Source organism: Pseudonocardia sp. CA-107938 (assembly GCF_050936315.1).
GTDB lineage: Bacteria > Actinomycetota > Actinomycetes > Mycobacteriales > Pseudonocardiaceae > Pseudonocardia.
In genome coordinates, this window is sequence record NZ_JBNJNA010000001.1 from 5,189,453 (window position 1) to 5,209,986 (window position 20,534).

Annotated in this window: 24 protein-coding genes; 11 read left to right on the plus strand and 13 right to left on the minus strand. The window is 74.6% G+C overall.

The annotated features are described in order from the left end of the window. The first annotated feature begins 1 nt into the window (after window position 1). From ACQEVB_RS25625 to ACQEVB_RS25640, 4 genes are all read left to right on the plus strand, one after another. Complete coding sequence (locus ACQEVB_RS25625; RefSeq protein ID WP_432976008.1) at window positions 2-1,387, plus strand: sensor histidine kinase; 1,386 nt, start codon at window positions 2-4, stop codon at window positions 1,385-1,387. Beyond that, window positions 1,384-2,313 (plus strand): TAXI family TRAP transporter solute-binding subunit, encoded by a 930-nt coding sequence (locus ACQEVB_RS25630; RefSeq protein ID WP_432976011.1) that lies wholly within the window; start codon window positions 1,384-1,386, stop codon window positions 2,311-2,313. The genes ACQEVB_RS25625 and ACQEVB_RS25630 overlap by 4 nt, the downstream gene beginning before the upstream one ends. 59 nt (window positions 2,314-2,372) lie before the next feature. Further along, complete coding sequence (locus ACQEVB_RS25635; RefSeq protein ID WP_432976014.1) at window positions 2,373-3,176, plus strand: metal-dependent hydrolase; 804 nt, start codon at window positions 2,373-2,375, stop codon at window positions 3,174-3,176. A gap of 212 nt (window positions 3,177-3,388) precedes the next feature. After that, on the plus strand, window positions 3,389-4,234 hold the full coding sequence (locus ACQEVB_RS25640; protein WP_432976017.1) for a DUF1932 domain-containing protein: 846 nt from the start codon (window positions 3,389-3,391) through the stop codon (window positions 4,232-4,234). Window positions 4,235-4,303: 69 nt separating this feature from the next. On the opposite strand, the gene ACQEVB_RS25645 is transcribed toward ACQEVB_RS25640, so the two are convergent. The 4 genes from ACQEVB_RS25645 to ACQEVB_RS25660 form a co-directional block, all read right to left on the minus strand. Beyond that, window positions 4,304-4,483 (minus strand): hypothetical protein, encoded by a 180-nt coding sequence (locus tag ACQEVB_RS25645; RefSeq protein WP_432976020.1) that lies wholly within the window; start codon window positions 4,481-4,483, stop codon window positions 4,304-4,306. Window positions 4,484-4,625: 142 nt separating this feature from the next. Then, complete coding sequence (locus tag ACQEVB_RS25650) at window positions 4,626-5,351, minus strand: FAD-binding oxidoreductase (RefSeq protein ID WP_432976023.1); 726 nt, start codon at window positions 5,349-5,351, stop codon at window positions 4,626-4,628. After that, window positions 5,351-5,959: a sulfite oxidase-like oxidoreductase gene (locus ACQEVB_RS25655; RefSeq protein ID WP_432976026.1), complete on the minus strand. Its 609-nt coding sequence runs from the start codon at window positions 5,957-5,959 to the stop codon at window positions 5,351-5,353. Before ACQEVB_RS25655 ends, ACQEVB_RS25650 begins: the two co-directional genes overlap by 1 nt. Before the next feature lie 7 nt (window positions 5,960-5,966). After that, window positions 5,967-6,440 (minus strand): NUDIX domain-containing protein, encoded by a 474-nt coding sequence (locus ACQEVB_RS25660; protein WP_432976029.1) that lies wholly within the window; start codon window positions 6,438-6,440, stop codon window positions 5,967-5,969. A gap of 117 nt (window positions 6,441-6,557) precedes the next feature. Between ACQEVB_RS25660 and ACQEVB_RS25665 the strand changes: the two genes are divergently transcribed. After that, complete coding sequence (locus ACQEVB_RS25665) at window positions 6,558-7,187, plus strand: DUF742 domain-containing protein (RefSeq protein WP_432976032.1); 630 nt, start codon at window positions 6,558-6,560, stop codon at window positions 7,185-7,187. A gap of 5 nt (window positions 7,188-7,192) precedes the next feature. Here the strand turns inward: ACQEVB_RS25665 and ACQEVB_RS25670 are convergent, their stop codons facing one another. Both ACQEVB_RS25670 and ACQEVB_RS25675 read right to left on the minus strand, forming a co-directional pair. Beyond that, window positions 7,193-9,097, minus strand: coding sequence for a putative bifunctional diguanylate cyclase/phosphodiesterase (locus ACQEVB_RS25670; RefSeq protein WP_432976035.1), 1,905 nt, complete (start codon window positions 9,095-9,097; stop codon window positions 7,193-7,195). Between the two features lie 116 nt (window positions 9,098-9,213). Next, window positions 9,214-11,742: a DEAD/DEAH box helicase gene (locus tag ACQEVB_RS25675; protein WP_432976038.1), complete on the minus strand. Its 2,529-nt coding sequence runs from the start codon at window positions 11,740-11,742 to the stop codon at window positions 9,214-9,216. Between the two features lie 68 nt (window positions 11,743-11,810). On the opposite strand from ACQEVB_RS25675, the gene ACQEVB_RS25680 reads away from it, so the two are divergent. Then, window positions 11,811-12,725, plus strand: coding sequence for an alpha/beta fold hydrolase (locus ACQEVB_RS25680; RefSeq protein WP_432976041.1), 915 nt, complete (start codon window positions 11,811-11,813; stop codon window positions 12,723-12,725). Window positions 12,726-12,788: 63 nt separating this feature from the next. Then, complete coding sequence (locus ACQEVB_RS25685) at window positions 12,789-13,007, plus strand: hypothetical protein (protein ID WP_432976044.1); 219 nt, start codon at window positions 12,789-12,791, stop codon at window positions 13,005-13,007. 7 nt (window positions 13,008-13,014) lie between these two features. On the opposite strand, the gene ACQEVB_RS25690 is transcribed toward ACQEVB_RS25685, so the two are convergent. Beyond that, window positions 13,015-13,209 (minus strand): hypothetical protein, encoded by a 195-nt coding sequence (locus ACQEVB_RS25690; protein ID WP_432976047.1) that lies wholly within the window; start codon window positions 13,207-13,209, stop codon window positions 13,015-13,017. A 51-nt stretch (window positions 13,210-13,260) separates the two neighbouring features. Here ACQEVB_RS25690 and ACQEVB_RS25695 point away from each other — a divergent pair, with 51 nt between their 5' ends. Next, complete coding sequence (locus ACQEVB_RS25695) at window positions 13,261-13,914, plus strand: lysoplasmalogenase family protein (RefSeq protein ID WP_432976050.1); 654 nt, start codon at window positions 13,261-13,263, stop codon at window positions 13,912-13,914. Between the two features lie 123 nt (window positions 13,915-14,037). On the opposite strand, the gene ACQEVB_RS25700 is transcribed toward ACQEVB_RS25695, so the two are convergent. Then, on the minus strand, window positions 14,038-14,331 hold the full coding sequence (locus ACQEVB_RS25700; RefSeq protein WP_432976053.1) for a hypothetical protein: 294 nt from the start codon (window positions 14,329-14,331) through the stop codon (window positions 14,038-14,040). Between the two features lie 207 nt (window positions 14,332-14,538). Here ACQEVB_RS25700 and ACQEVB_RS25705 point away from each other — a divergent pair, with 207 nt between their 5' ends. Together ACQEVB_RS25705 and ACQEVB_RS25710 are read left to right on the plus strand one after the other, a co-directional pair. After that, on the plus strand, window positions 14,539-14,799 hold the full coding sequence (locus ACQEVB_RS25705; RefSeq protein WP_432976056.1) for a DUF397 domain-containing protein: 261 nt from the start codon (window positions 14,539-14,541) through the stop codon (window positions 14,797-14,799). A gap of 106 nt (window positions 14,800-14,905) precedes the next feature. Next, window positions 14,906-15,784, plus strand: coding sequence for a helix-turn-helix domain-containing protein (locus tag ACQEVB_RS25710; RefSeq protein WP_432976059.1), 879 nt, complete (start codon window positions 14,906-14,908; stop codon window positions 15,782-15,784). Window positions 15,785-15,790: 6 nt separating this feature from the next. Here the strand turns inward: ACQEVB_RS25710 and ACQEVB_RS25715 are convergent, their stop codons facing one another. From ACQEVB_RS25715 to ACQEVB_RS25725, 3 genes are all read right to left on the minus strand, one after another. Then, window positions 15,791-16,621: an SAM-dependent methyltransferase gene (locus ACQEVB_RS25715; RefSeq protein ID WP_432976061.1), complete on the minus strand. Its 831-nt coding sequence runs from the start codon at window positions 16,619-16,621 to the stop codon at window positions 15,791-15,793. A gap of 161 nt (window positions 16,622-16,782) precedes the next feature. Continuing rightward, the gene (locus ACQEVB_RS25720) at window positions 16,783-17,616 is read right to left on the minus strand and encodes an SAM-dependent methyltransferase (protein WP_432976064.1); all 834 of its coding nucleotides are present in this window, start codon (window positions 17,614-17,616) and stop codon (window positions 16,783-16,785) included. Window positions 17,617-17,798: 182 nt separating this feature from the next. Continuing rightward, on the minus strand, window positions 17,799-18,443 hold the full coding sequence (locus tag ACQEVB_RS25725) for a class I SAM-dependent methyltransferase (RefSeq protein WP_432976067.1): 645 nt from the start codon (window positions 18,441-18,443) through the stop codon (window positions 17,799-17,801). 21 nt (window positions 18,444-18,464) lie between these two features. Here ACQEVB_RS25725 and ACQEVB_RS25730 point away from each other — a divergent pair, with 21 nt between their 5' ends. Continuing rightward, window positions 18,465-19,601, plus strand: a complete 1,137-nt coding sequence (locus ACQEVB_RS25730) for a DUF371 domain-containing protein (protein ID WP_432976070.1) — start codon at window positions 18,465-18,467, stop codon at window positions 19,599-19,601. On the opposite strand, the gene ACQEVB_RS25735 is transcribed toward ACQEVB_RS25730, so the two are convergent. Next, entirely contained in the window at window positions 19,565-20,134 is a 570-nt protein-coding gene (locus ACQEVB_RS25735; protein ID WP_432976073.1) for a hypothetical protein, read from the minus strand. The genes ACQEVB_RS25730 and ACQEVB_RS25735 overlap by 37 nt on opposite strands. 32 nt (window positions 20,135-20,166) lie before the next feature. Then, complete coding sequence (locus ACQEVB_RS25740) at window positions 20,167-20,526, minus strand: hypothetical protein (RefSeq protein WP_432976076.1); 360 nt, start codon at window positions 20,524-20,526, stop codon at window positions 20,167-20,169. Window positions 20,527-20,534: the final 8 nt, after the last annotated feature.

The following is a 20,534-nucleotide window of genomic DNA, read 5'->3' on the forward strand; positions in this document are numbered from 1 at the left end:
CGTGCGCGTCCGCCTGCTGGTGGTGCTGACCGTGCTCGCGCTCGCGGGCGTGGCCGCGTTCGCGCTGCCCCTGCTCGCCGCCACCGCGCAGGAGCGCACCCAGCGGTTCGTGCTCTCGCGCACCTCCGACCTGGACCGGCTCGCCGCCCTCGCCGTCCAGGCGACCTTGACCGGTGACACCGGTGTCCTGCGGGACGAGGTCGCCGCCCACCACGACGTCTACGACGAGGGCGTGCTCGTGACGGACGGGCGCGGTCTCCCGGTCGTGGCCGACGGGCTGAACCTCGAGGGCGCCGGCGTGCGGGACGCCGTCGAGGCCGCGCTGCGCAACCAGCCCACGGCGCTGCCGGACGTGCTCACCCCGGGCGCGGACGAGCCGTTGCTGCTGAGCCGGCCGGTGGGCACCGGCACCGGCATCGTCGGGGCGGTCGTGATCAGGGCGCTGCCGGGCGTCGCGGTCGCCGACATCGCCACCGCGTGGGTGCGGCTCGGTGCCGGCGCGCTGGCGCTGGCAGCGCTGGCCGTCGGGTTGGCGTTCCTGCTGACGGGGTGGATCACGCGGCCGCTCGCCCGCCTCGACGCCGGCATCCGCGCGCTCGCCGCCGGTGGGGCCGGCGCCCCGGTGGCGGCGCGGGGCGGCCCGCCGGAGCTGCGCACGCTGACCACGGCGTTCAACCGCATGGCCGAGACGATCACGGCGAGCGCCGAGCAGCAGCGCCGGCTCGTCGCCGACGCGTCGCACCAGATGCGCAACCCGCTGGCCGCGCTGCGACTGCGGTTGGACGTCCTGCAGCGGCACGTCGCGCCGGAGGGACAGCAGACCTACGCCGCGACCGCCACCGAGCTGGAACGCCTCGAAGGGCTCCTCGGCGGCATCCTCGACCTCGCGGCGGCGGAGAGCCGCAGCACCGACCGCACGGCCGGCGGCGAGCGCGTGGGCGTCGCCGACCTCGCCGCGGTGACCGCCGAGCAGGTCGCGGTGTGGCGGCCCGTTGCGGAGGCCGCCGGCGTCGAGCTGCGGCTGCGCACCGCGCCCGGCCCGTTCCCCGTCGACTGCCCCGCCGGCGAGCTCGCCCAGATGCTCGACGTCGTGCTGGACAACGCGATCCGGCACACCAGCCCCGGCGTCACGGTGACCGTCGCCTGCCGCCCCGGCGCCGTCGAGATCGCCGACGACGGCCCCGGCCTGGCCCCCGACGAGCTGACCATGGCCACGGAGCGGTTCTGGCGGGCGCCGCACTCCACGGGGGTGCGCGGGTCGGGGCTCGGCCTCGCCATCGCGGCGCAGCTGGCGGCAGGCCACGGGGGAGCGGTCCGCCTGACGGCCACGGCCGGTGGCGGCCTGACGGTCACGATCGAGCTGCCGGTGATCGGGGAGCAGGCGTGACCGCGACCCGGCGGGCCGTGCTGCGCGCGGCCGGGATCGGTGTGCTCGCGGCCGCGTGCAGCCCGGGTGCGCCACCCCGGCTGGCGATCGCCGGCGGCGAGGACGGGGGCTTCTACCTGGAGTTCGCCGGCCTGCTCGCGACCCAGCTCTCCGTGCATGGGCGGCCGGCGGCCGCGCTGCCCACCGGCGGCAGCGTCGAGAACATCCAGCTCGTCCGGGACGGGCGGGCCACCGTCGGGCTCACCCTCGCCGACGTGGTCGACGGTGCCCGCCGCGGCACGTTGCCGGTGCTGCCGGCGCCCGTCCCGCTGCTCGCGGTCGGCCGCGTCTACGAGAACTACATGCAGCTCGTCGTGCGGGCCGAGGACGGCATCCGATCCACGCAGGACCTCGCCGGTCGCGTCGTCTCCCCGGGGGCGGTGGGCTCGGGAGCGGCCGTCTTCGGCGAGCGGCTGCTCACCGGCGTGCCGACCGCCGGCATCGTGCACCTCCCGCTGCGCGGCGCGCTCGACGCACTCGAACACCATCGCATCGATGCGCTGCTGTGGTCGGGCGGCGTCCCCACGCCGGCGCTCGCCGACTTCGCTGCCCGCCGGCCCGTCCGGCTCCTGCCGCTCGACGGGGAGCTCGCGCGCCTGCAGGGCACGTTCGGCGAGGTGTACCGCGGCCTGGCCGTGCCGGCCGGGGTGTACGGCGCCACGGGTGCCGTGACGACGATCGGCGTGGCCAACCTGATCACCTGCGCACCTGACGCCCCCGACGACGTCGTCGACGCCATCGCCACCACGCTCGCCACCGCGGCCGCGCAGCTCGTGCCGCGGCCGGCGCTGGGCACCCACTACCTCGACCTGGGCTCGCTGATCGGCACCGGCAGTGTGCCGCTGCACCCCGGCGCCCGTGCTGCGTACCGACGGTTGCACGGCTGAGTGTCACCCGTCGGCGTGGCTCCGCCGACACGCCGTGACACCGCCGTAGCGTCGGGTCCGTGCTCGGGGTCAGTCACGCGATGTCCGGGGCGGCCGTCGGGCTCGCCGTCGCGGGGTACGCGCCGCTGACCGTCGGCATCACACCGAGCGCGGGCACCGTCGTCACCTTCGCCGCGGTCTGCGCGGGAGCGGCGCTGCTGCCCGACCTCGACCACCCGGCCTCCGTCGCCAGCCGGCGGTTCTCGGTGGCGTCGTGGCTAGCCTCGCACGTCGTGCGGCCGCTGTCCGCGCTCGTCTACGACCTCACCCGCGGCCGCCGCGACACCGGACGCGGCACCCACCGCGGGCTCACCCACACCGTCCTGGGCGCGGTCGCGCTGGGCGTCGGGATCAACCTCGCGTCGGCCCGCTGGGGCACGCCGGTGCTGGTCGGCACCCTGTTCGTGTGCCTCGCGCTGGCCATCAAGGGCCTCGACGACCTGGTGCCCGGCCCGCCGTCGCTGGTGATCGCGGCCGGGCTCACGCTCGGCGTCGAGGAGTACGTGCCCGGCGGCACCGCTGGCACCGCGGGATGGCTCGGCACCGCCGTCGCGATCGGCATGGTCGTGCACTCACTGGGCGACGCGATCACCGAGTCCGGGGCACCCCTGCTGTGGCCGCTGCGGATCCGGCGGCGCAGCTGGTACCCCGTCGGCAGCCCGCGGCCGCTGCGGATGCGCACCGGCGGCGCGGTGGAGGCATGGGTCGTCGCCCCGGCGTTGACGGTGGCCGTGCTGCTCCTGACCGCGCTCGTCGTGCCCGGGGTGGCCCCGCTGCTGCTGAGCGTGCACGACCGCGTGGCGCAGTTGCTCGCCACCGGCTAGCGACGTCCTCGGGCGGCCACCGCGAGCGAGCTGGCCACCAGGCGCCGCTCCGCCCGGTTCCTCGGCGAGTCTCGCGGGGGCGGTTTCAGCCAGGTCGACCTCACACACCGTCGGGCCCCTTCACACACGTTCGGACGTGTGTGAAGGGGCCCAGCGATGTGTGACGTGCGGGTCGGCGGTCCGCCGGCCCGGGAGGCTGCTTGGATGCCGGGGTGCGCGAGATACCTGTCCGGCCCGTCGTCGGGGTGCTGCACCCGGGGCTCATGGGCGCCTCCGTCGGGTCCGCGCTGAAGGCCCGGGCCGGCGTCGTGATCTGGGCCGACGCCGGTCGCAGCCACGCCACGGCGAAGCGGGCGGAGCTGGCCGACCTGATCGCGGTGCCGGACGTCGCCGAGCTCGCCCGCCGCTCCGACGTGATCGTGTCGGTCTGCCCGCCGCACGCTGCGCTGGACGTCGCCGAGCAGGTCGCCGCGGCCGTTCCCAACCGGGAGGGCCCGCTCTACGTCGAGGCGAACGCGGTCTCGCCGGACACCGTCACCGCTGTCGCCGACCTGCTGGGTCCCGAGAACGTCGTGGACGGCTCGCTGATCGGACCGCCGGCCTGGAAACCGGGGACGACGGTGCTGTGGCTGGCGGGGCAGCGGGCGCAGCAGGTGGCCGACCTGTTCGCCGGCAGCCCGTTCGACGCGCGCGTGCTCGGTGACCGGCTCGGCGCGGCGAGTGCCCTGAAGGCCTGCTTCGCCCTGCAGAGCAAGGCGATCCCGGCGGCGTGGCTCGCGCTGCACGCCGCCGCCCGCAGCTACGGAGTCGCCGACGCGCTGGAGGCCGAGCTCGACCGCGACGGCGCCGCCCCCGCCCGGCCGATGGCGGAGGTGGCCCGGCGCGCCGCGGAGGTGGCGTGGCGCTGGGCGGGTGAGATGGACGAGGCCGCGGCCACGTTCGCCGCCGCCGGACTGCCGGGCGGGTTCTCCGCGGCGGCCGCGGAGGTCTACCGGCGGATCGCCGACGCCGACCCGGACGAGCGCCGCGACCTGTGGGGCGTTCCCCCCGAGCCCTGACATGGGGCCGCCGCCGCACGGAGGGGTGTGTGCGGCGGCGGCGGTACCGGCGGTGCCGGTAGTCGTGGGTCAGTCGTTCGGTGAGCTGCTGCCGTTGTCCTCGTGCGAGCCCCAGCCCCGGTTGCCCGAGTCCCAGCCGCGGTTGCTCGGGTGGTCGGTCGATGCGGCCGAGGCCGCCGGGGCTGCGCCCAGCACGACGGCGACGACCAGCGCGGCGACGGCCGCGGCGAACGCTGTCCTGCGGTGCATGCACCCAGCTTGACGCTCTGACCGCGCGCAGTCGCGGGGCCCGCCGACATCCCACCCGAAGGTGTCGCTCGGCCACTGCCGAGGCCACGAACCGTCACCGGAAGTCGGTCATGACCGTCACCCGAACCGGGGAATGCGCAGGTCAGCCCGACGGGCCGAAGCGCTCCACGCGGATCGTCCCCGTCGGCACGCCCGCCGCGATCAGCCGGTCGGTGGCGGCGTCGCAGAACGCGGGGGAGCCGCACACGAACACGTCCTCGCCGCCGCGCACGAGCGGCGCCAGATCATCGACGGTGAGCCGGCCTGCCCCGCGCGGGTCGTCGGCCGGTGCGGACCGGGTGTGCACGACGGTCGTCTGCGGCCCGCCGATCTCGTCGCGGTAGTACAGGTCGGCCGGCGAGCGCACCGACACCACGAGCCGCACGAGGTCCGGCGTGCCTGCGGCGCGGGCCGCGCGCAGCATCGCCATCAGCGGCACCACGCCGGAGCCGCCGCCGACGAGCAGGGCGGGCCGGTCACCCCGCCACGCGAAGAACAGGCCGATCGGCCCGCGCACCTCCAGCTCGTCGCCGGGCACCACGACGTCGTGCAGGAACTCCGACACCTCGCCGTCGACGAGCTTCTCGACGGTCAGCTCGATCTCGCCGCTGTCGTCCGGCGCGGACGCCACCGAGTACGAGCGGGACGCGCTGTAGCCGTCCGGGGCGGTCAGCCGCACCACGTAGTGCTGGCCGGGGAGGTGCCGGTGCGGGGCCGGCAGCCGCAGCCGGAAGGTGCGCGCGGTGGGCGTCTCGTCGCGCACGGAGAGCACCGTGGCCTGCTGCCACCGCAGGGTGCGCCGGTGCACCACCTCGTCCGGGCGCACCATCAGTCGTCGCCCTGGAAGCGCTGCTCCCGCCACGGGTCGCCGCGGTCGTGGTAGCCGTTGCGCTCCCAGAAGCCGGGCTCGTCGTGGTCGAGCAGGCGCAGCCCGGAGACCCACTTGGCGCTCTTCCAGAAGTACAGGTGCGGGACGAGCAGCCGCGCGGGCCCGCCGTGCTCGGTGGTGAGCGGGTGCCCGTCGACGTCCCAGACCACCCACGCCTTGCCGTCGGTGACGTCGGCCAGCGGCAGGTTGGTCGTGTAGCCGGTGTGCGAGTGGGCGACGACGTGGGTCGCGGACGGCAGCGGGCCGGCGGCCTCGAGCAGGGTGTCGACCGACACCCCGTCGAACGTCATGTCGAACTTCGACCACGTGGTGACGCAGTGGATCGCGCCGGCATAGCGGGCGCGGGGCAGCGCGTGGATCTCGTCCCACGTCCACGTGCGCTCGTTCTCGACGAGGCCCTCGACGGTGAACGTCCACCGGTCCGTGCGCAGGTGCGGGGTGGCCTCCGCGTGCAGTACCGGCCATTCGTCGCGGGCGTCGTACTGTCCGGGGGGCAACCGGTGGTCGGGGTCGCGGCGCTTACCCAGGAACCCGCGTGTGACGGCCATGGCGCCATCATGCAATGTCGGCGAGGTGCGTCAGCAGCCGGTCGACGAACGGCACCTGAGCGGCGGACAGCTTGCGCCGCGCGGTGTCGGCGTCGAACCAGGCGGCCCGGTCGATCTCGGGGAACGTCTGGATCCGGCCGGAGCGCGGCGGCCACTCCAGCGTGAACGTGTTGCTGGTGATCGTGGCCGCGTCGAAGTCGCCGGCCACGGCGAAGACGGTGATCGTCTTGCCCCGCCCGCGCACGGAGCCCAGCGGGACGGCCGGGCCGGCCGGCGGCGGGCTGCCCAGCTCCTCGGTGAACTCGCGCAGCGCCCCGGCCAGCGGGTCCTCGTCGGCCTCGACGAGGCCCTTCGGGATCGACCACGCGCCGTCGTCCTTGCGGGCGAAGAACGGTCCGCCCATGTGCCCCAGCAGCAGCTCGACGCCGGGCGGCTCGGAAAGCGGGCGGTGGAGCAGCAGGCCGGCGCTGATCGTCGTCACCCGAATGAGGCTACCGTCGGTGATCAACTCGCCACACGTAGCCCCACGGGAACGTCTCCGTAACCGCCCGGACACACGACATGGGAATCGTGATCGTGAGCCACGGAGGGGCAGGACATGAGCGAGCCGGACGACGGTCCCGTCGTCGGACTGACAGGTGCCCGGTTCGGGGGCGAGCGGCGCCGCAAGCGTCGTCCCGGAGGCTCGGCTCCCGTCGACCTGGCCGTCGACGGCCCCGCCGCGCCGCCCGTGAACCCGGCCGTGGGACGGACGGGCGCCCGGTTCGGCCGCGCCCTGCCCGAACCGGAACCCGAGGCGCAGGAACCGACGACGCCCGTGGTCCCGATGCCGGCGCTGGTGATCGAGCCGCCGGAGCTGCCCGAGCTGTCCGAGCTGTCCGAGCTGTCCGAGGAGGACGTGCTGGGCGTCGGGGACCGCCTGCGGGTCCGCCCGTACGTGCTCACCGGCGGCCGCACCCGAGCTTCCCGCGAGCTGCCGATCGAGACGCTGGTGTCCAGCGGTCTGCCCGGCGGGCCGCCGGCGACCGTCGAGCAGCGGCAGGTCGTGGACATGTGCGCGCGCCCGCGCTCGATCGCCGAGGTGGCCGCGCTGCTCGGTGTGCCGCTGGGGGTCGCGCGGGTGCTCGTCGCCGACCTCGCCGACTGCGGCGCGATCACCGTGCACGCGGCGGTGGCCACCGACCTCGACCTGATGCGGCGCGTGCTGGCCGGGCTGCACCGGCTCTGACCAGGTCAGGCCGGGTCGCCGAGTGCGCGCCCGGCGAGCTCCGGCACGGCGTCGGGCCCGACGGCGGGGGAGTAGAACCAGCCCTGCCCGAGGTCACAGCCCAGCTCGCGCAGCTTCGCCGCCTGCTCGGCGGTCTCGATCGACTCGGCCGTCACGGTCAGCCCCAGCGCGTGCGCGAGACCCACCAGCGTCGACGTGATCTCGACGTCGACGGTGCCCTCCGGCGTGCCGGCCCCGGTGACGAAGGGTCCGGCGAGCTTCAGCGCGTGCACCGGCAGCGACCGCAGGTAGGCGAGGTTGGAGTAGCCGGTGCCGAAGTCGTCGATCGCCAGCCGGACACCGAGCCCGGCGAGTGCCTCCAGGGTGGCGCGCGCCCCGGTCGTCGGCGCCATGACCTCGCTCTCGGTGAGCTCCAGCTGCAGCAGCTGCGCGGGCAGGTCGTTCAGCTCCAGCGCACGGGTGACGGCGTCGACGATGCCCGGGTCCTCCACCTGCCGGGCCGCGAGGTTCACGCTCATGACCAGCGGCGGCCCGCCGTCGCGCAGCCAGGCCGCCGCCTGCCGGCACGCCTCGGCCAGCACCCACCGGCCCAGCGGCACGATCATGCCGGTCTCCTCGGCGAGGGGGACGAACCGGTCGGGCGCGATCCGCTCCCCGCCGGGCAGCGTCCACCGGGCCAGCGCCTCCACGCCGACGAGCACACCGTCGGCGAGCCGGACCAGGGGCTGGTACTCGAGGAAGAACTCGCCGTCGGCCAGCGCCTGCGGCATCCGCGCGGTCATCGCGAACCGGGACACGTCGTGGTGGTGCAGGTCCGGGTCGAACAGCGCGATCCGGTCCCGGCCGGCCTTCTTCGCCCGGCTCAACGTCGTGCCGGCCGCGCGCATCAGCTCGGCGCCGTGTCGCCGGCCGCGGTCCCGCCGCACCACCCCGGCGCTGGCCGTGACCGCGACGCGCCGGCCGCCGATCCGCACCGGGCGTCGCACGATCGCGAGCACCTGGTGCGACACCCGCTGCAGCTCCTCCAGGTCGCGGTGCGGGTCCCCGGACGCGCCGTGGACGAGGACGGCGAACTCGTCGCCCCCGGTGCGGGCGACGACGTGCCCGTCGCGGCCGAGCTCGTCGTCGAGCCGCCGCGCCACCGCGCGCAGCACGGTGTCGCCGCCGCTGTTGCCGACGGTGTCGTTTACGGCCTTGAACCCGTCGAGGTCGAGGTAGCAGAGCCCGATGAGGCTGTCCGGGTCGGCGGCCAGCGCGTCGAACAGGCCCGCCCGGTCCAGGAGCCCGGTCAGCACGTCGTGGTCGGGCAGGACCTCGGCCGGCCGCACACGGACCCGCTCCACGAGCCCCACGATCCGGGAGCCGGACGGGCCGTCCCCGGCCACGGTGGTGCGCAGCGCCAGCACGTCGGCGTGGACCCAGGTGCCGTCGGTGTCGGTCCAGGAGCGGCGCATCCGCAGGCGGTCGACGGTGCCGTGGGCGAGCTGCTCGACCGCGTCGGGTTCCAGCACCTGCGCCGGCAATGGGTGTCCGAGCAGCTCCTGGACGGGCCGGCGCAGCAGGTCGGCGAGGGTCTGGTTGGCCTCGACGACCGTGCCGTCCGGCGTGCAGATCCAGAGCCCGACGCGGGAGGCCTCGGAGCTGTCGGCCGGGAGCGCCCGATCACCGACCAGACCGTGTGCGATGCCGGCGTACAGCGCACCGAGCAGCTCCCCGAACCGCTCTGGGGAGCGGACGGCCGCGGCCAGGTCGATCCCGTCGAGGTGGAGTGCCGCCGCGACCCGCTCCACCGAGCCGGCGACGATCGGGAGCAAGTGGGCGACGGGGGCGGGCAGGTGCGCGGCCAGCGCGTCGGCCCACCGCCTGGCCAGCCCTGCAGCGTCCGAACCGACCGGCGATCGATCCGTCACCAGAGCAACCCCCAGATCGTGCTTGGGGTGCCCCGACGGTGGGCACCGGTTCCGCGCCCGAGATTACCGTGCGTCGGCCGTTCCGCCACTCGACGGAGCCGACGGTGATCGCGCTCTCACCCGCCCAGGGGAGCGACGTCGGTGATCCAGACGACGGCCGTGCCCTCCTCGTCGGAGGCCGCGAGGTCGATCTCCGCGGTGATCCCCCAGTCGCGGTCGCCGGCCGGGTCGTCGATGGCCTGCCGGACGACCCAGCGCTCCGGCTCCTCCTCGATCGTGAGCAGTGCGGGCCCGCGGGCGTCCGGACCGGTGCCGATGCCGTCGTACCCGTGCTCGGCGAAGAACGGTGCGAGCGCCTCCCGCCACGCGTCGGCGGTCCATCCGGACTCGCCGTCGAGCTCGCCGAGGAGGTCGTAGCGCTGCAGCGCGGCCAGCTCGATGCGGCGGAACAGCGCGTTGCGCACCAGCACGCGGAACGCGCGGGCGTTGCGCGTGACCCCGGCCGGACCCTCGTCCAAAGCAGGGGGCCGGGGCTCGTCGCCCGTGCCGGCGCCGGCGGCGAGCGCCTCCCACTCGTCGAGCAGGCTGGAGTCGACCTGGCGCACCAGCTCGCCCAGCCACTCCTCGACGTCGGCCAGCTCCTCGGTCTTCGCCTCGTCCGGGACGGTCTGGCGCAGGGCCCGGTAGGCGTCGGCGAGGTAGCGCAGCACCAGCCCCTCCGAGCGGGCCAGCTGGTAGAAGCTGACGTACTCGACGAACGTCATGGCCCGCTCGTACATGTCGCGGGCAACGGACTTGGGCGCGAGGCGGGCGTCCTCCACCCACGGGGAGCCGCGGCGGTAGGTCTCCAGGGCCGCGTGCAGCAGCTCGTCGAGCGGCTTCGGCCAGGTGACCTCCTCCAGCCGCGCCATCCGCTCCTCGTACTCGATGCCGTCGGCCTTCATCGCCGCGACCGCCTCGCCCTTGGCCTTGCTCTGCTGCGCGTACAGGACGGGACGCGGGTCGTCGAGCGTCGCCTCCAGGACCGACAGCACGTCCATGGCGTAGGTGGGCGACTCGCGGTCGAGCAGCTCCAGCGTCGCCAGCGCGAACGGCGAGAGCGGCTGGTTGAGCGCGAAGTCGAGCTGCAGGTCGCCGACGAGGCGGACCCGCCGCCCCTCGGCGTCGGGCTCGGGCAGCTCCTCGACGATGCCGGCGGTCCGCAGCGCCCGGTAGATCGCGATGGCGCGCAGGATGTGCCGGCGCTGCCGGGGGCGGGGCTCGTGGTTGTCCTCCAGCAGGTGCCGCATGGCGGCGAACGCGTCCCCCGGCCGGGACACCACGTTGAGGAGCATGGCGAAGGTGACCTGGAAGTGGCTGGTCAGCGCCTCGGGTTGGGCGTTCTGCAGCTTCTCGTAGCTCACCTCGGACCAGCCGACGAACCCCTCCGGCGGCTGGGTGCGCACCACCCGCTTGCGCTTCTTGGGGTCGTCCCCGGCCTTGGCGAGCCGCCGCGCGTTCTCCACTTCGTGCTCGGGCGCCTGCGCCACCACCGTGCCGACGGTGTCGTAGCCGGCCCGGCCGGCCCGCCCAGCGATCTGGTGGAACTCCCTGGCCTTCAACGGACGGGTGCGGTTGCCGTCGTACTTGGACAGCGCGGTGAACAGCACCGTGCGGATCGGCACGTTGATGCCGACGCCGAGGGTGTCGGTGCCGCAGATGACCTTGAGCAGCCCGGCCTGGGCCAGCGTCTCCACGAGGCGCCGGTAGCGGGGCAGCATGCCCGCGTGGTGCACGCCGATGCCGTGCCGCACCAGCCGCGAGAGGGTCTTGCCGAACCCTGCGGTGAACCGGAAGTTGCCGATCAGCTCGGCGATGGCCTGCTTGTCGTCCTTCGACGCCACGTTCACGCTCATCAGCGCCTGCGCCCGCTCCACCGCGGACGCCTGCGTGAAGTGGACGACGTAGACCGGCGCCTCCTTCGTCGACAGGAGCTCGCCGATGGTCTCGTGCAGCGGCGTCGTGACGTAGCGGTAGTGCAGCGGCACCGGCCGCTCCACGCCGGCGATCACGGCGGTGTCGCGCTTGGTGCGCCGGGTCAGGTCGTCGCGGAAGAACGTGACGTCGCCCAGCGTGGCGCTCATCAGCAGGAACTGCGCCTGCGGCAGCTCGATCAGCGGCACCTGCCACGCCCAGCCGCGGTCCGGGTCGGCGTAGAAGTGGAACTCGTCCATCACCACGGACCCGACGTCGGCGTCCGGCCCGGAGCGCAACGCGATGTTGGCGAGGATCTCGGCGGTGCAGCAGATGATCGGCGCCTGCTCGTTGACGGCGGCGTCGCCGGTCAGCATGCCGACGGCCTCGGCGCCGAAGGTGTCGATGAGCTGGAAGAACTTCTCCGACACCAAGGCCTTGATGGGTGCGGTGTAGAACGTGCGCCGGCCCTGCTGCAGGGCTGCCGCGTGCGCTCCGACGGCGACCAGGGACTTCCCGGACCCGGTCGGCGTCGAGAGGATCACGTTGCTGCCGGTCACCAGCTCCAGCAGCGCCTCCTCCTGCGCCGGGTAGAGCGAGATCCCCCGCTCCTCGAACGCCCAGTCGGTGAACGCCTCGACGAAGGCGTCCTGATCGTCGGGGTCGCGGGGGAGGCGGGAGGTGAGGGTCATGATGTCCTCGATCGTCCCCCGTCGCGATGGCCGCGGTGCACGGGGCCCCGTCCCGGGAGGAACGCCGCATGCAGCACCCGACCCGTTCGCCGCTCGCCGACGACCCGCGCGCCCGGTTCGTCGACCTGGGCGGCCCCGTCCACCACCAGGTGCACCCCGGCCCGGCCGGGTCGCCGCCGATGGTGCTCGTGCACGGGCTGGGCGGCTCGCACCTCAACTGGAGCTTGGTGGCGTCCGGGTTGGCCGAGCACAGCACCGCGTGGACGGTGGACCTGCCCGGCTTCGGCGGTACCGAGCCGGAGGGCCGGTCCACGACCGTGGACGCGAACGCGGGCCTGCTGGTCAGGTTCGTGCGGGAGGTCGTCGGCGAGCCGGTGGTGCTCGTGGGCAACTCGATGGGCGGGATGGTGTCGATCCTCGCCACCGCTGCCGCGCCGGACCTCGTCCGCGGCCTCGTGCTCGTCGATCCCTCGGTTCCCCCTGCCGGCATCTACGGCGTCGATCCGGTCGTGACCGCTGCGTTCGTGGCCGGCGCGATGCCCGGTTTCGGGGCGCGCGCGTTGGCGGCGCGGCGTCGGCGGCTGGGCAGCCGCGGCATGACGGTGGCGTCGCTGCGGCTGTGCGGCGTGGAACCGCACCAGGTGCCCGCCGAGCTGCTCGACCGCTCCGCCGCGCTCGTGGACGCCCGCCGCGACCCGTACGGCATGGACCGCGCGTTCGTGACGGCGGCGCGCTCGCTCGTGCTCGTCAACGCCCGGCCGCGGCGCTACTGGGCGGCCATGGCCGGGATCCGGGTACCGGTCCTCCTGATGCAGGGCACGCTCGACCGGCTGGTGCCCGTCGCGTCGGCCCGCGCGGTGGCCCGGCGCAACCCGACCTGGCAGTACGTCGAGCTGCCCGGCGTCGGGCACGTGCCGCAGCTGCACGTGCCCGAGCGGTTCGTCGACATCGTGGGGACATGGTTCGACGAGCACTGCGCCTGATCCGTGCCGGAATCCGTGGTGGGTCCGTGGTCGGCACGGATGTCCGGACCTGCGGTGCGGTCGATGCTGGTCACACCGACCCGCACCGCTCCCACGGAGGCGATCCCGATGCACACCACCCTCGCCGCAGACCTCGCCGCCCAGCACCGCGACGCCCTGCTCGCCGAGGCCGCAGCCTGGCGCCTCGCCCGCGAGGCCCGGTTCACCCGCGTCACGTGGCGGGTGCGGCCGTTCCTCGCCGGCGTGCGCCGGATCTCCGCGGCCCGTCCGGTCGCCGCTTGACCTGTCGTCACTCCGACCGCGTCGGCTCGTCCCCCTCAGTCGTGGGCGACGGGTCCGCACCCTCCTCGGGTCCGTCGACCCGCACCGGTTCCGCGTCCGGTGCGCGGTAGGACCGACGGTCGTCCTCCTGCGCCGCGGTCGGGTGGTGCACGCGGCGCGACACGACGCGGTCGAGCTCCTCGTCCGGTGGTTCCTGGGTCACACCCCTGCGATGCCCCGCACCGACCGGCGTGAAACGCGGCAGACTGCGCTGATGACGATCTCCCGGCGTTCCCGGTGGGCCGTGTACGGGCTCACCGCACTGGCCGACACGGTCGCCGCCGCCGCCGGCGCCCGCCGCGTGCGCCGGCTGACCAAGCCCGCCCTCATGCCGTTGCTGGCGACCGCCGCGGGGCCTCGGGCGCCCCGCGCGGCGCTGGCCGGGGCGTGGGCGGGTGACGTCGCCCTCCTCGGCACGGGGGACGCCGCGCTGGCCGGTGGCATCGGCGGGTTCGCCGCCGCCCACCTCGCCTACCTGCGCGACGTGCGCGCGCTGCGCCCGTCCATCCCCGTCGCGGGGGAGCGGGCGGTCGCCGCCGCGTTCGCCGCGACCGCCGTCGCGGCCACCGCCGCGATCGCTCCCCGGCTCACCGACCGTCCGGTGCTGCGCGGGCCGGTGGCGGCCTACGCCGCGCTCGTCACGTCCATGGGGTACGCGGCCGTCGTCACGGGCCTGCGCAGGCGCGATGCGCGCGGGCGGCTGCTGGCCGTGGGCGGCGGCCTGTTCGTGGTCTCCGACGGGCTGGTGGCGATGTCGTTGTTCGGCGGACCGCGACCGGCCGGGCGCACCGCCGCCGTGGAGGCGGGCGTGATGGCCACCTACACCGCTGCACAGGCGCTGCTGGCGGCGGCGATCGCCGCCGACTGAGCGAGTGCGGGTGCATGCCCATCTGCACGTGCACGGACCGGCGCGGCGCGTGGACGGAGAGTGACAGGGCCGAATGGAGTAACCCCGACTGGTTCCGTGCCAGGGGTGGTGGAGCGGCGGAGATCAGCCGCCGAGGAGGCGAAGCCCGAGCCGACGCGCCCGCCGGGACGACTTCGTCTCCTGCGCGGCCTCATCGCACTGCCGGCAGGGCGCACCCTCCGGCGCGACCATCGGCGCGGCCGTGACCACGTGCCCGCAGACGGCGCGGTAGTAGCCGGATCCCGCAGTCATGCTGGTCAGCTCGGTGTCGGGGACGGCGTGGGAATGCCCGTCGTGGACGCACGTGACCGTGACGGTGACGATCGGACCGGTGTCGGAATCGGCCTCGGGGATGGCCGCCGGCTCCGGAACGGGCACGGGAACAGGAGCGGGTGTCTCACGAACCTGCGGTGGCCATGCCCCGACCGGCTCGCTCAGACTCATCGCCCCACCCTTCCCCGATCCGTACGCCTCCAGATTCTGCCGGTCCCGGCTTGCATTCGCAACGGCTCGTGCAACATCATCTGCAATTACATTTGCACCCGCAGCCGCAATCACGGCCACGGACGGAAGGTGGAGAGCGAGATGGCGAAGCAGATCCAGCCGGAGATCGAGATTCAGCCTGGTCGCAGCGTCGCGGCCGACAGTCTGGGCGCCGTCGCGTGGCGCAAGAGCCGCGCCAGCGGTGCCGGCAACTGCGTCGAGCTCGCGGCTCTCGAGGGCGGCGCCGTCGCGATGCGGCACTCGCTCGACCCGCACGGGCCGGCGCTGATCTACACGAGCGCGGAGATCGCCGCCTTCGTCGAGGGCGCCCGCAACGGTGAGTTCGACGACCTGGTCGGCTGAACAATCCGCGCACACCGCGCGATCGGCACAACTGTGCCCAGGGTCGGGCGGCACGCTAGACTCCCCGGTCAGCCCGTCCGCCGTAGCCCCTGGGAGCAGCTCCGTCGTGCCAGTCCGCCCGGAACCCGATCCCCTGGACAGCGGCCCGACGGTCAACCGCATCCTGCTCGGCACCCAGCTGCGCCGCCTCCGCGAGGAGGCGGGCATCAGCCCGCAGCGCGCCGGATCGCACATCCGCGCGTCCCACGCGAAGATCAGCCGGCTGGAGCTGGGTCGGGTCGGGTTCAAGACCCGTGACATCGAGGACCTCCTCGACCTCTACGGCGTCTCCGACGAGCGCGAGCGGCGGGCCTTCCTGGCGATGGCCAACCGCTCCAACGAGCGCGGCTGGTGGAGTCGCGACAGCGACCTCGTGCAGGGCTGGTTCGAGATGTACCTGCGTCTCGAACAGGAGGCGCAGTCCGTCCGCACGTTCGAGGCCCAGCTCCTGCCGGGCCTCCTGCAGAGCGAGACCTACGCCCGGTCCGTGCTGCGCCTGTTCTTCCCGAACGTGCCGGCGCACGAGGTGGACCGGCGCGCCCAGATGCGGCTGACCCGGCAGAAGGTGCTCACCCAGCCCGGCGGGCCGCGCCTGTGGGCGATCGTGGACGAGAGCGCGCTGAGCCGGCCGGTCGGCTCCAAGGCCGTGATGCGCGGTCAGCTCGAGTACATCCTCGAGCTGACGGCCCAGGCGAACGTCACCATGCAGGTGCTGCCGTTCCTCGCCGGTGGGCACGCGGCGATGGGCGGCCCGTTCACCATCCTGCGGTTCGCGCAGACCGAGCTGCCCGACATCGTCTACCTCGAGCAGTACAACAGCGCCACCTACCTCGACCGCCGCGCCGACGTCGAGGACTACCTCTGGGCGATGGAACGGCTCGGCGTCGCCGCCATGACGCCCGTGCAGAGCCGGGCCAGGGTGCGGGAGCTCCTGGCCGAGCTCTGAGGGACCTCAGGGCTTGCGTCCGATACCCGTGGCGTACAGCGTCTGGACGGGGCTGTTGGCCGGTGTCTTCGCGTCGGGCCGCCAGTCGTTGGCGTAGACCAGCCCGGGTTCCACCATCTCCAGGCCGTCGAAGAACTCGGCGAGCTCTGCCCACGTGCGGAAGCGGCCGGTGCCCAGACCGCCCTGGAGGAACGCGCGCTCCAGCTCCTTCGCCCGCGGCTCGTCGTCGTCGAGGAAGTTGGCGCTCATCAGGTACGAGCCGGGGGAGAGCTGCGCCCGCAACGCGGCTGCCGTCGCTTGTGCGGGCCCGTCGTCGAGGTGGTGCAGAATGCTCGACGCGATCACCGCGAACGGGCGGTCGAGGTCGATCAGCCGCAGCAGCTCGGGATCGGCGAAGATGCCGTCGACGTCGTTGATGTCGGCCTGGATGACGGTGACGTTGTCGTGGTCGGCGAGCAGCGCTCTGGCGTGCGCCAGCACGATCGCGTCGTTGTCGACGTAGACGACGCGCGTCGCCGGGTTGATCTCGAGCGCGATCTCGTGGACGTTGCCGGCGGTGGGCAGCCCGGAACCGAGGTCGACGATCTGGTCGATCCCTGCCTCGCCGACGAGCCAGCGCACCGAGCGCAGCAGCGTGGTGCGCCCGCTGCGCCCCAGCTGCCCGACCTCCGGCACCGCTTTGAAGAGGGCCTTGCTGACCTCGCGGTCGATCGCGAAGTGCTGCTTGCCGCCGATGACGTAGTCGTAGACGCGCGCGATCGACGGCCGGTTCGGATCGATCTCGGGCGCAACGACCGTGCCGTCGATGCCCTCCGCAGCGGTCTGGTCGTCGGTCACGGACCCTCCTCCATCGCCCGGCGCCGGACGTCGTGAGTTTTCTGGACATCACGAGGAGGCCACCACGGCGACGATCGCGCCGTGCACCCCCCTGCCAGGGCGAGCCTAGTGGCGGCGGGGTGATCGGGGGCGGCGGCTCGCGGCGACCGCTCCGTGGTCGTTCAGCTCGGCCGGCGGCCGATGCCCGCGGAGTGCAGGGTGTGCACCGCGCTGTCCTGCGGGGTGTCCTCGTCGGGCCGCCAGTCGTGGGCGTAGGTCAGGCCGGGCTCGACCATCTCCAGGCCCTCGAAGAACTGCTGCAGCTCCGACCAGGTGCGGAAGCGCCCGGTGCCGAGCCCGCCCTCGATCATCGCGCGTTCCATGTCGCGGGCGCGCTGCTCGTCGTCGTCGAGGAAGTTGCAGCTCGCGAAGTACGAGCCGGGGGAGAGCCGGGCCCGCAGAGCGGCGGCGGTGCGGTACGCGTCGGCGTCCTCGAGGTGGTGCAGCACGTTGGCCGCGACGATCGCGAAGGGCTCGTCGAGGTCGATCAGCGCCCGCAGCTCCGGGTGCGCGAACGTCGCCTCGACGTCGCGGATGTCGGACTCGATGACGGCGACGTTGTCGCTGTGGTCGAGGAGTGCGCGGCTGTGCGCCAGCACCATCGGGTCGTTGTCGACGTAGACGACGCGCACGTCCGGGTCGATGGCGTGCGCGATCTCGTGCACGTTGCCCTCGGTCGGCAGGCCGGACCCGAGGTCGACGATCCGGGTGATGCCGGCCTCGCGCACCAGCCAGCGCACCATCCGCAGCAGCGTGATCCGCCCGCTCTCCGCGAGCTGCCGCGCCTGCGGGAGCACGGTGAACATCGCCTTGCTGACCTCGCGGTCGATGGCGAAGTGCTGTTTGCCGCCGAGGACGAAGTCGTAGACGCGGGCGATGGAGGGCCGGGTGGGATCGATCTCGGACGACAGGTTCTCGCCGTCGAGGCCCAGCGCGGCGGACTCGTCCTCGGTCACAGACCCTCCCTGATCGCCCGGGCCGGGCGTCGTGCGCGTTCGGCGGAATCGTAGCGGTGGCACGTGCATATGCACGCGGCGGGCCGTCGCCGCTCCTGAGCACCCTTCGCGCGCGATCTGCGCAGGTCGGCGCGGCTGTGCAGCGTCGCGTGCAGATGCGCGTGCCGCGACGGGAGGTGCGCTCAGCCGACGGTTCCGTGCAACGCCAGGACATCGAGTTGATCACGGGACGAGCCCAGCCGCTTCGTCCACGACGTGGCCAGCGCCGCGATCCCGGCGTCGTCGAGGTACTCCGCCCCCGTGAGCTGCCACCCGGCGTCAGCGTAGCGGGCGCGGAGCCCGGTGAGGGCGGACGCGGGGTCCGGCTCGGGGAGCTCGCCGACCTCCGGCACGGGCGGGCGCCAGGCGTGCAGGTTGAGCGTCACGAGGAACGGCGCCCCGGGCGCGCACACCGCGGCGAGGGACTCCAGCACCGGCCCGTCGCCGAGGGTGCCGCGCAGCAGGCTGCCCCAGGGCATCAGGACGTGCACCTCGTCGACCCCGGACAGGCCGGCCGGTGGTCGCTCGGCCGCCGCCCGCACGAACACCACGTTCGGCAGTCCGCCGCGGTCGGCCCGGACGGCAGCCCGGGCGGAGGTCCTGCGCAGCGCGTCGGCGTTCGCGTCGAGACCGACGACCAGCATGTCGGGCCGCTGCCGCGCCACGTGCAGGACGTGCTTGCCGTCGCCGGTGCCGACGTCGAGGAGCACGCCCGCGTGCCGCTCGCGCAGCGCCGCGAACTCCGCGGGCGACAGCTCGACCACGCGCTTTCCGATCACCCGGTGCACGGGCGGTAGTGTTCCCGACCCGTGGAGGACGGCTTGCCGCGGCTGGAGCTGATCGGGCATCCCGCGCTGCGCGCCACCCACACCAAGACGCTCGAGTTCACCCCGGACCGCACCGTCACCGAGCGCGCCACCTGCGTGGTCGGCGTCGCCGGCCGGGTCGTCGGCGGCGCGGTCGCGGGCCCGATCCGGATCCGGATCGAGGCCGGCGACGCCGTCGCGACGGTCGACGCGATCGCCAACCCGGAGTGGGCGGGCGGGACCGCGGTGGTGCGCCGCAGCACCCAGCGCCGGCCCGACACGTTCGCCACCGAGGCGTCGGCCGGCGCCGCGGACCTGCCCCGCGAGCTGCTGGCCCGCATCACGGACCCCGCCACGCGGATCGTGGTCAGCTGCACGCGGCTGCCCCGCCGCCCCGACGGACGCGCCGCGCTCGCGCTGGTGTGGACGGCGCCGGGCGCGGCGCCAACACCGCGGCTGGCGGCCGAGCTCGCCGCCGCCGACGCCGTCGTCGCCGACGACGCCGACGCCGCGGCGCTCGTCGCCGGACGCCGGCTCTCCGGCACCGATGCGGCAGCGGGACTGCTCGGTGGCGAGCTGGCCCGGGTCGTCGTGCTCGCCACCGCCGGCCTGCCCGGCGCATCGGTGGCGGCCGCGCTGCAGGTGCCCGAGCAGGTCGCCGTCGAGGTGGCGGGCCTGCCGGCGGAGTCGGCGGCGGCCGCGGCCTCGCCGGTGCGCGGGGCCGTCCAGCTCACCGGCCCGGTCCCGCGGGCGCGGATCGACGCGGTGCTGCGCTCGGCACCATCCGAGACGACGCTCGCCGTCACCGTCGCGGCGGGGGAGCTCGCCACCCTGCTGGAACGGGCCGGGCAGCGCCGCGGGACGGCGACGGCCGCCGTCCTCGATCCGGCGTCCGGCGGGCTCGTCCGCTGGGGCCCGATCGACGCGCTGCGCGCCGAGCGGACCAGCGGCGAGCTCGCCGTCGCCCTCGACGGGGCACCCGGCGACGCGGAGCTGGGGGAGGAGCTGACGGCGCTGCTGCGGGCGCTGCTCGCCGACGGCGTGTCGGCCCGCTCGGCCGCCCACGCGCTGGCCAGGGTGCCGGGCTGGTCGCGCCGCCGCGCCTACGACGCCGTGCTCGGGCTGACCTCGTCCCCCTGATCCACCGACCGCTCCGCCGCGGCGCGGAACAGCGGGACCGCGCAGCCGATCGCCAACGTCGCGACCGACCCGGCGAACAGCACCGCCACCCACGCACCGCGGGGCGTGTCGACGGCGAGAACCGGCGAGATGGACGCGGCGGCGACGGCCCAGGCGGGCCCCGACGCGAGCGCGAGCAGGCCGCAGACGATCCGTCCGGCGCGGGCGCCGCGTCCGGCGATCGCGTAGCCGCCCGCGATGCCGAACAGGGGCAGCGCCAGCGCGCCGCCGCCGATGCCGTCGGCGAACGGCACGTCGCCGTTCAGGATCGTCGTGACCGTGTCCGGGGAGGCGACCACGGCCAGCGGGAACGCCAGCGGCGCGAGCGTGGTCCAGCGGCGCCGGGCCCACCACCCCCAGCCGAACAGCGCGCCCGTCACGAGGCCGGGCAGCAGGATCTGGCCGAACGTGCCGTACCAGTGCACGGCCGACTCGAAGCCGGCCGCCTCGACCATCAGCCCGCGCAGCCCGGCCGCCCAGGTCAGACCGGCCACACCGCCGACCGTGATGGCACCCAGCCGGCCCGTCATCGGGTCGGGACGCGCGTGCGCAGGGCGGGCGTGAGCAGGCCGACGGCGAGCACGGTCAGCGCGATCGACGCCCCCGCGATCAGCCGCGCCCACGTCGGAGCGTCGACGAAGAACGCCGGGATGGCGAGCAGGGCGGAGAGCACCCGCGACACCACGACGGCGATCGCGCCGGACCGGACGCCCCGCCAGGCCGGCGCCAGCGCGACGAGCGTGGCCACCCCGAAGATCGCGCCCAGGACGACGACCACCGCGGGTGGGGCGTCGGGGGAGCCGATCGCGGCCAGACCGACGAGATCGGCGAGGGCGAGCAGCGCGCAGAGCACGTAGCCGGCGGTGACGGGCGGGGTGCGGGTCATGGTGTCCT

Excerpts from the sequence above, each read along its gene's own strand:
- ACQEVB_RS25685 (WP_432976044.1), top strand. The coding sequence starts at position 12,789 with ATGCTGGTCACACCGACCCGCACCGCTCCCACGGAGGCGATCCCGATG.
- ACQEVB_RS25655 (WP_432976026.1), bottom strand. The coding sequence starts at position 5,959 with ATGGCCGTCACACGCGGGTTCCTGGGTAAGCGCCGCGACCCCGACCAC.
- ACQEVB_RS25650 (WP_432976023.1), bottom strand. The coding sequence starts at position 5,351 with ATGGTGCGCCCGGACGAGGTGGTGCACCGGCGCACCCTGCGGTGGCAG.
- ACQEVB_RS25680 (WP_432976041.1), top strand. The coding sequence starts at position 11,811 with ATGCAGCACCCGACCCGTTCGCCGCTCGCCGACGACCCGCGCGCCCGG.
- ACQEVB_RS25665 (WP_432976032.1), top strand. The coding sequence starts at position 6,558 with ATGAGCGAGCCGGACGACGGTCCCGTCGTCGGACTGACAGGTGCCCGG.
- ACQEVB_RS25740 (WP_432976076.1), bottom strand. The coding sequence starts at position 20,526 with ATGACCCGCACCCCGCCCGTCACCGCCGGCTACGTGCTCTGCGCGCTG.
- ACQEVB_RS25695 (WP_432976050.1), top strand. The coding sequence starts at position 13,261 with ATGACGATCTCCCGGCGTTCCCGGTGGGCCGTGTACGGGCTCACCGCA.
- ACQEVB_RS25675 (WP_432976038.1), bottom strand. The coding sequence starts at position 11,742 with ATGACCCTCACCTCCCGCCTCCCCCGCGACCCCGACGATCAGGACGCC.
- ACQEVB_RS25705 (WP_432976056.1), top strand. The coding sequence starts at position 14,539 with ATGGCGAAGCAGATCCAGCCGGAGATCGAGATTCAGCCTGGTCGCAGC.
- ACQEVB_RS25645 (WP_432976020.1), bottom strand. The coding sequence starts at position 4,483 with ATGCACCGCAGGACAGCGTTCGCCGCGGCCGTCGCCGCGCTGGTCGTC.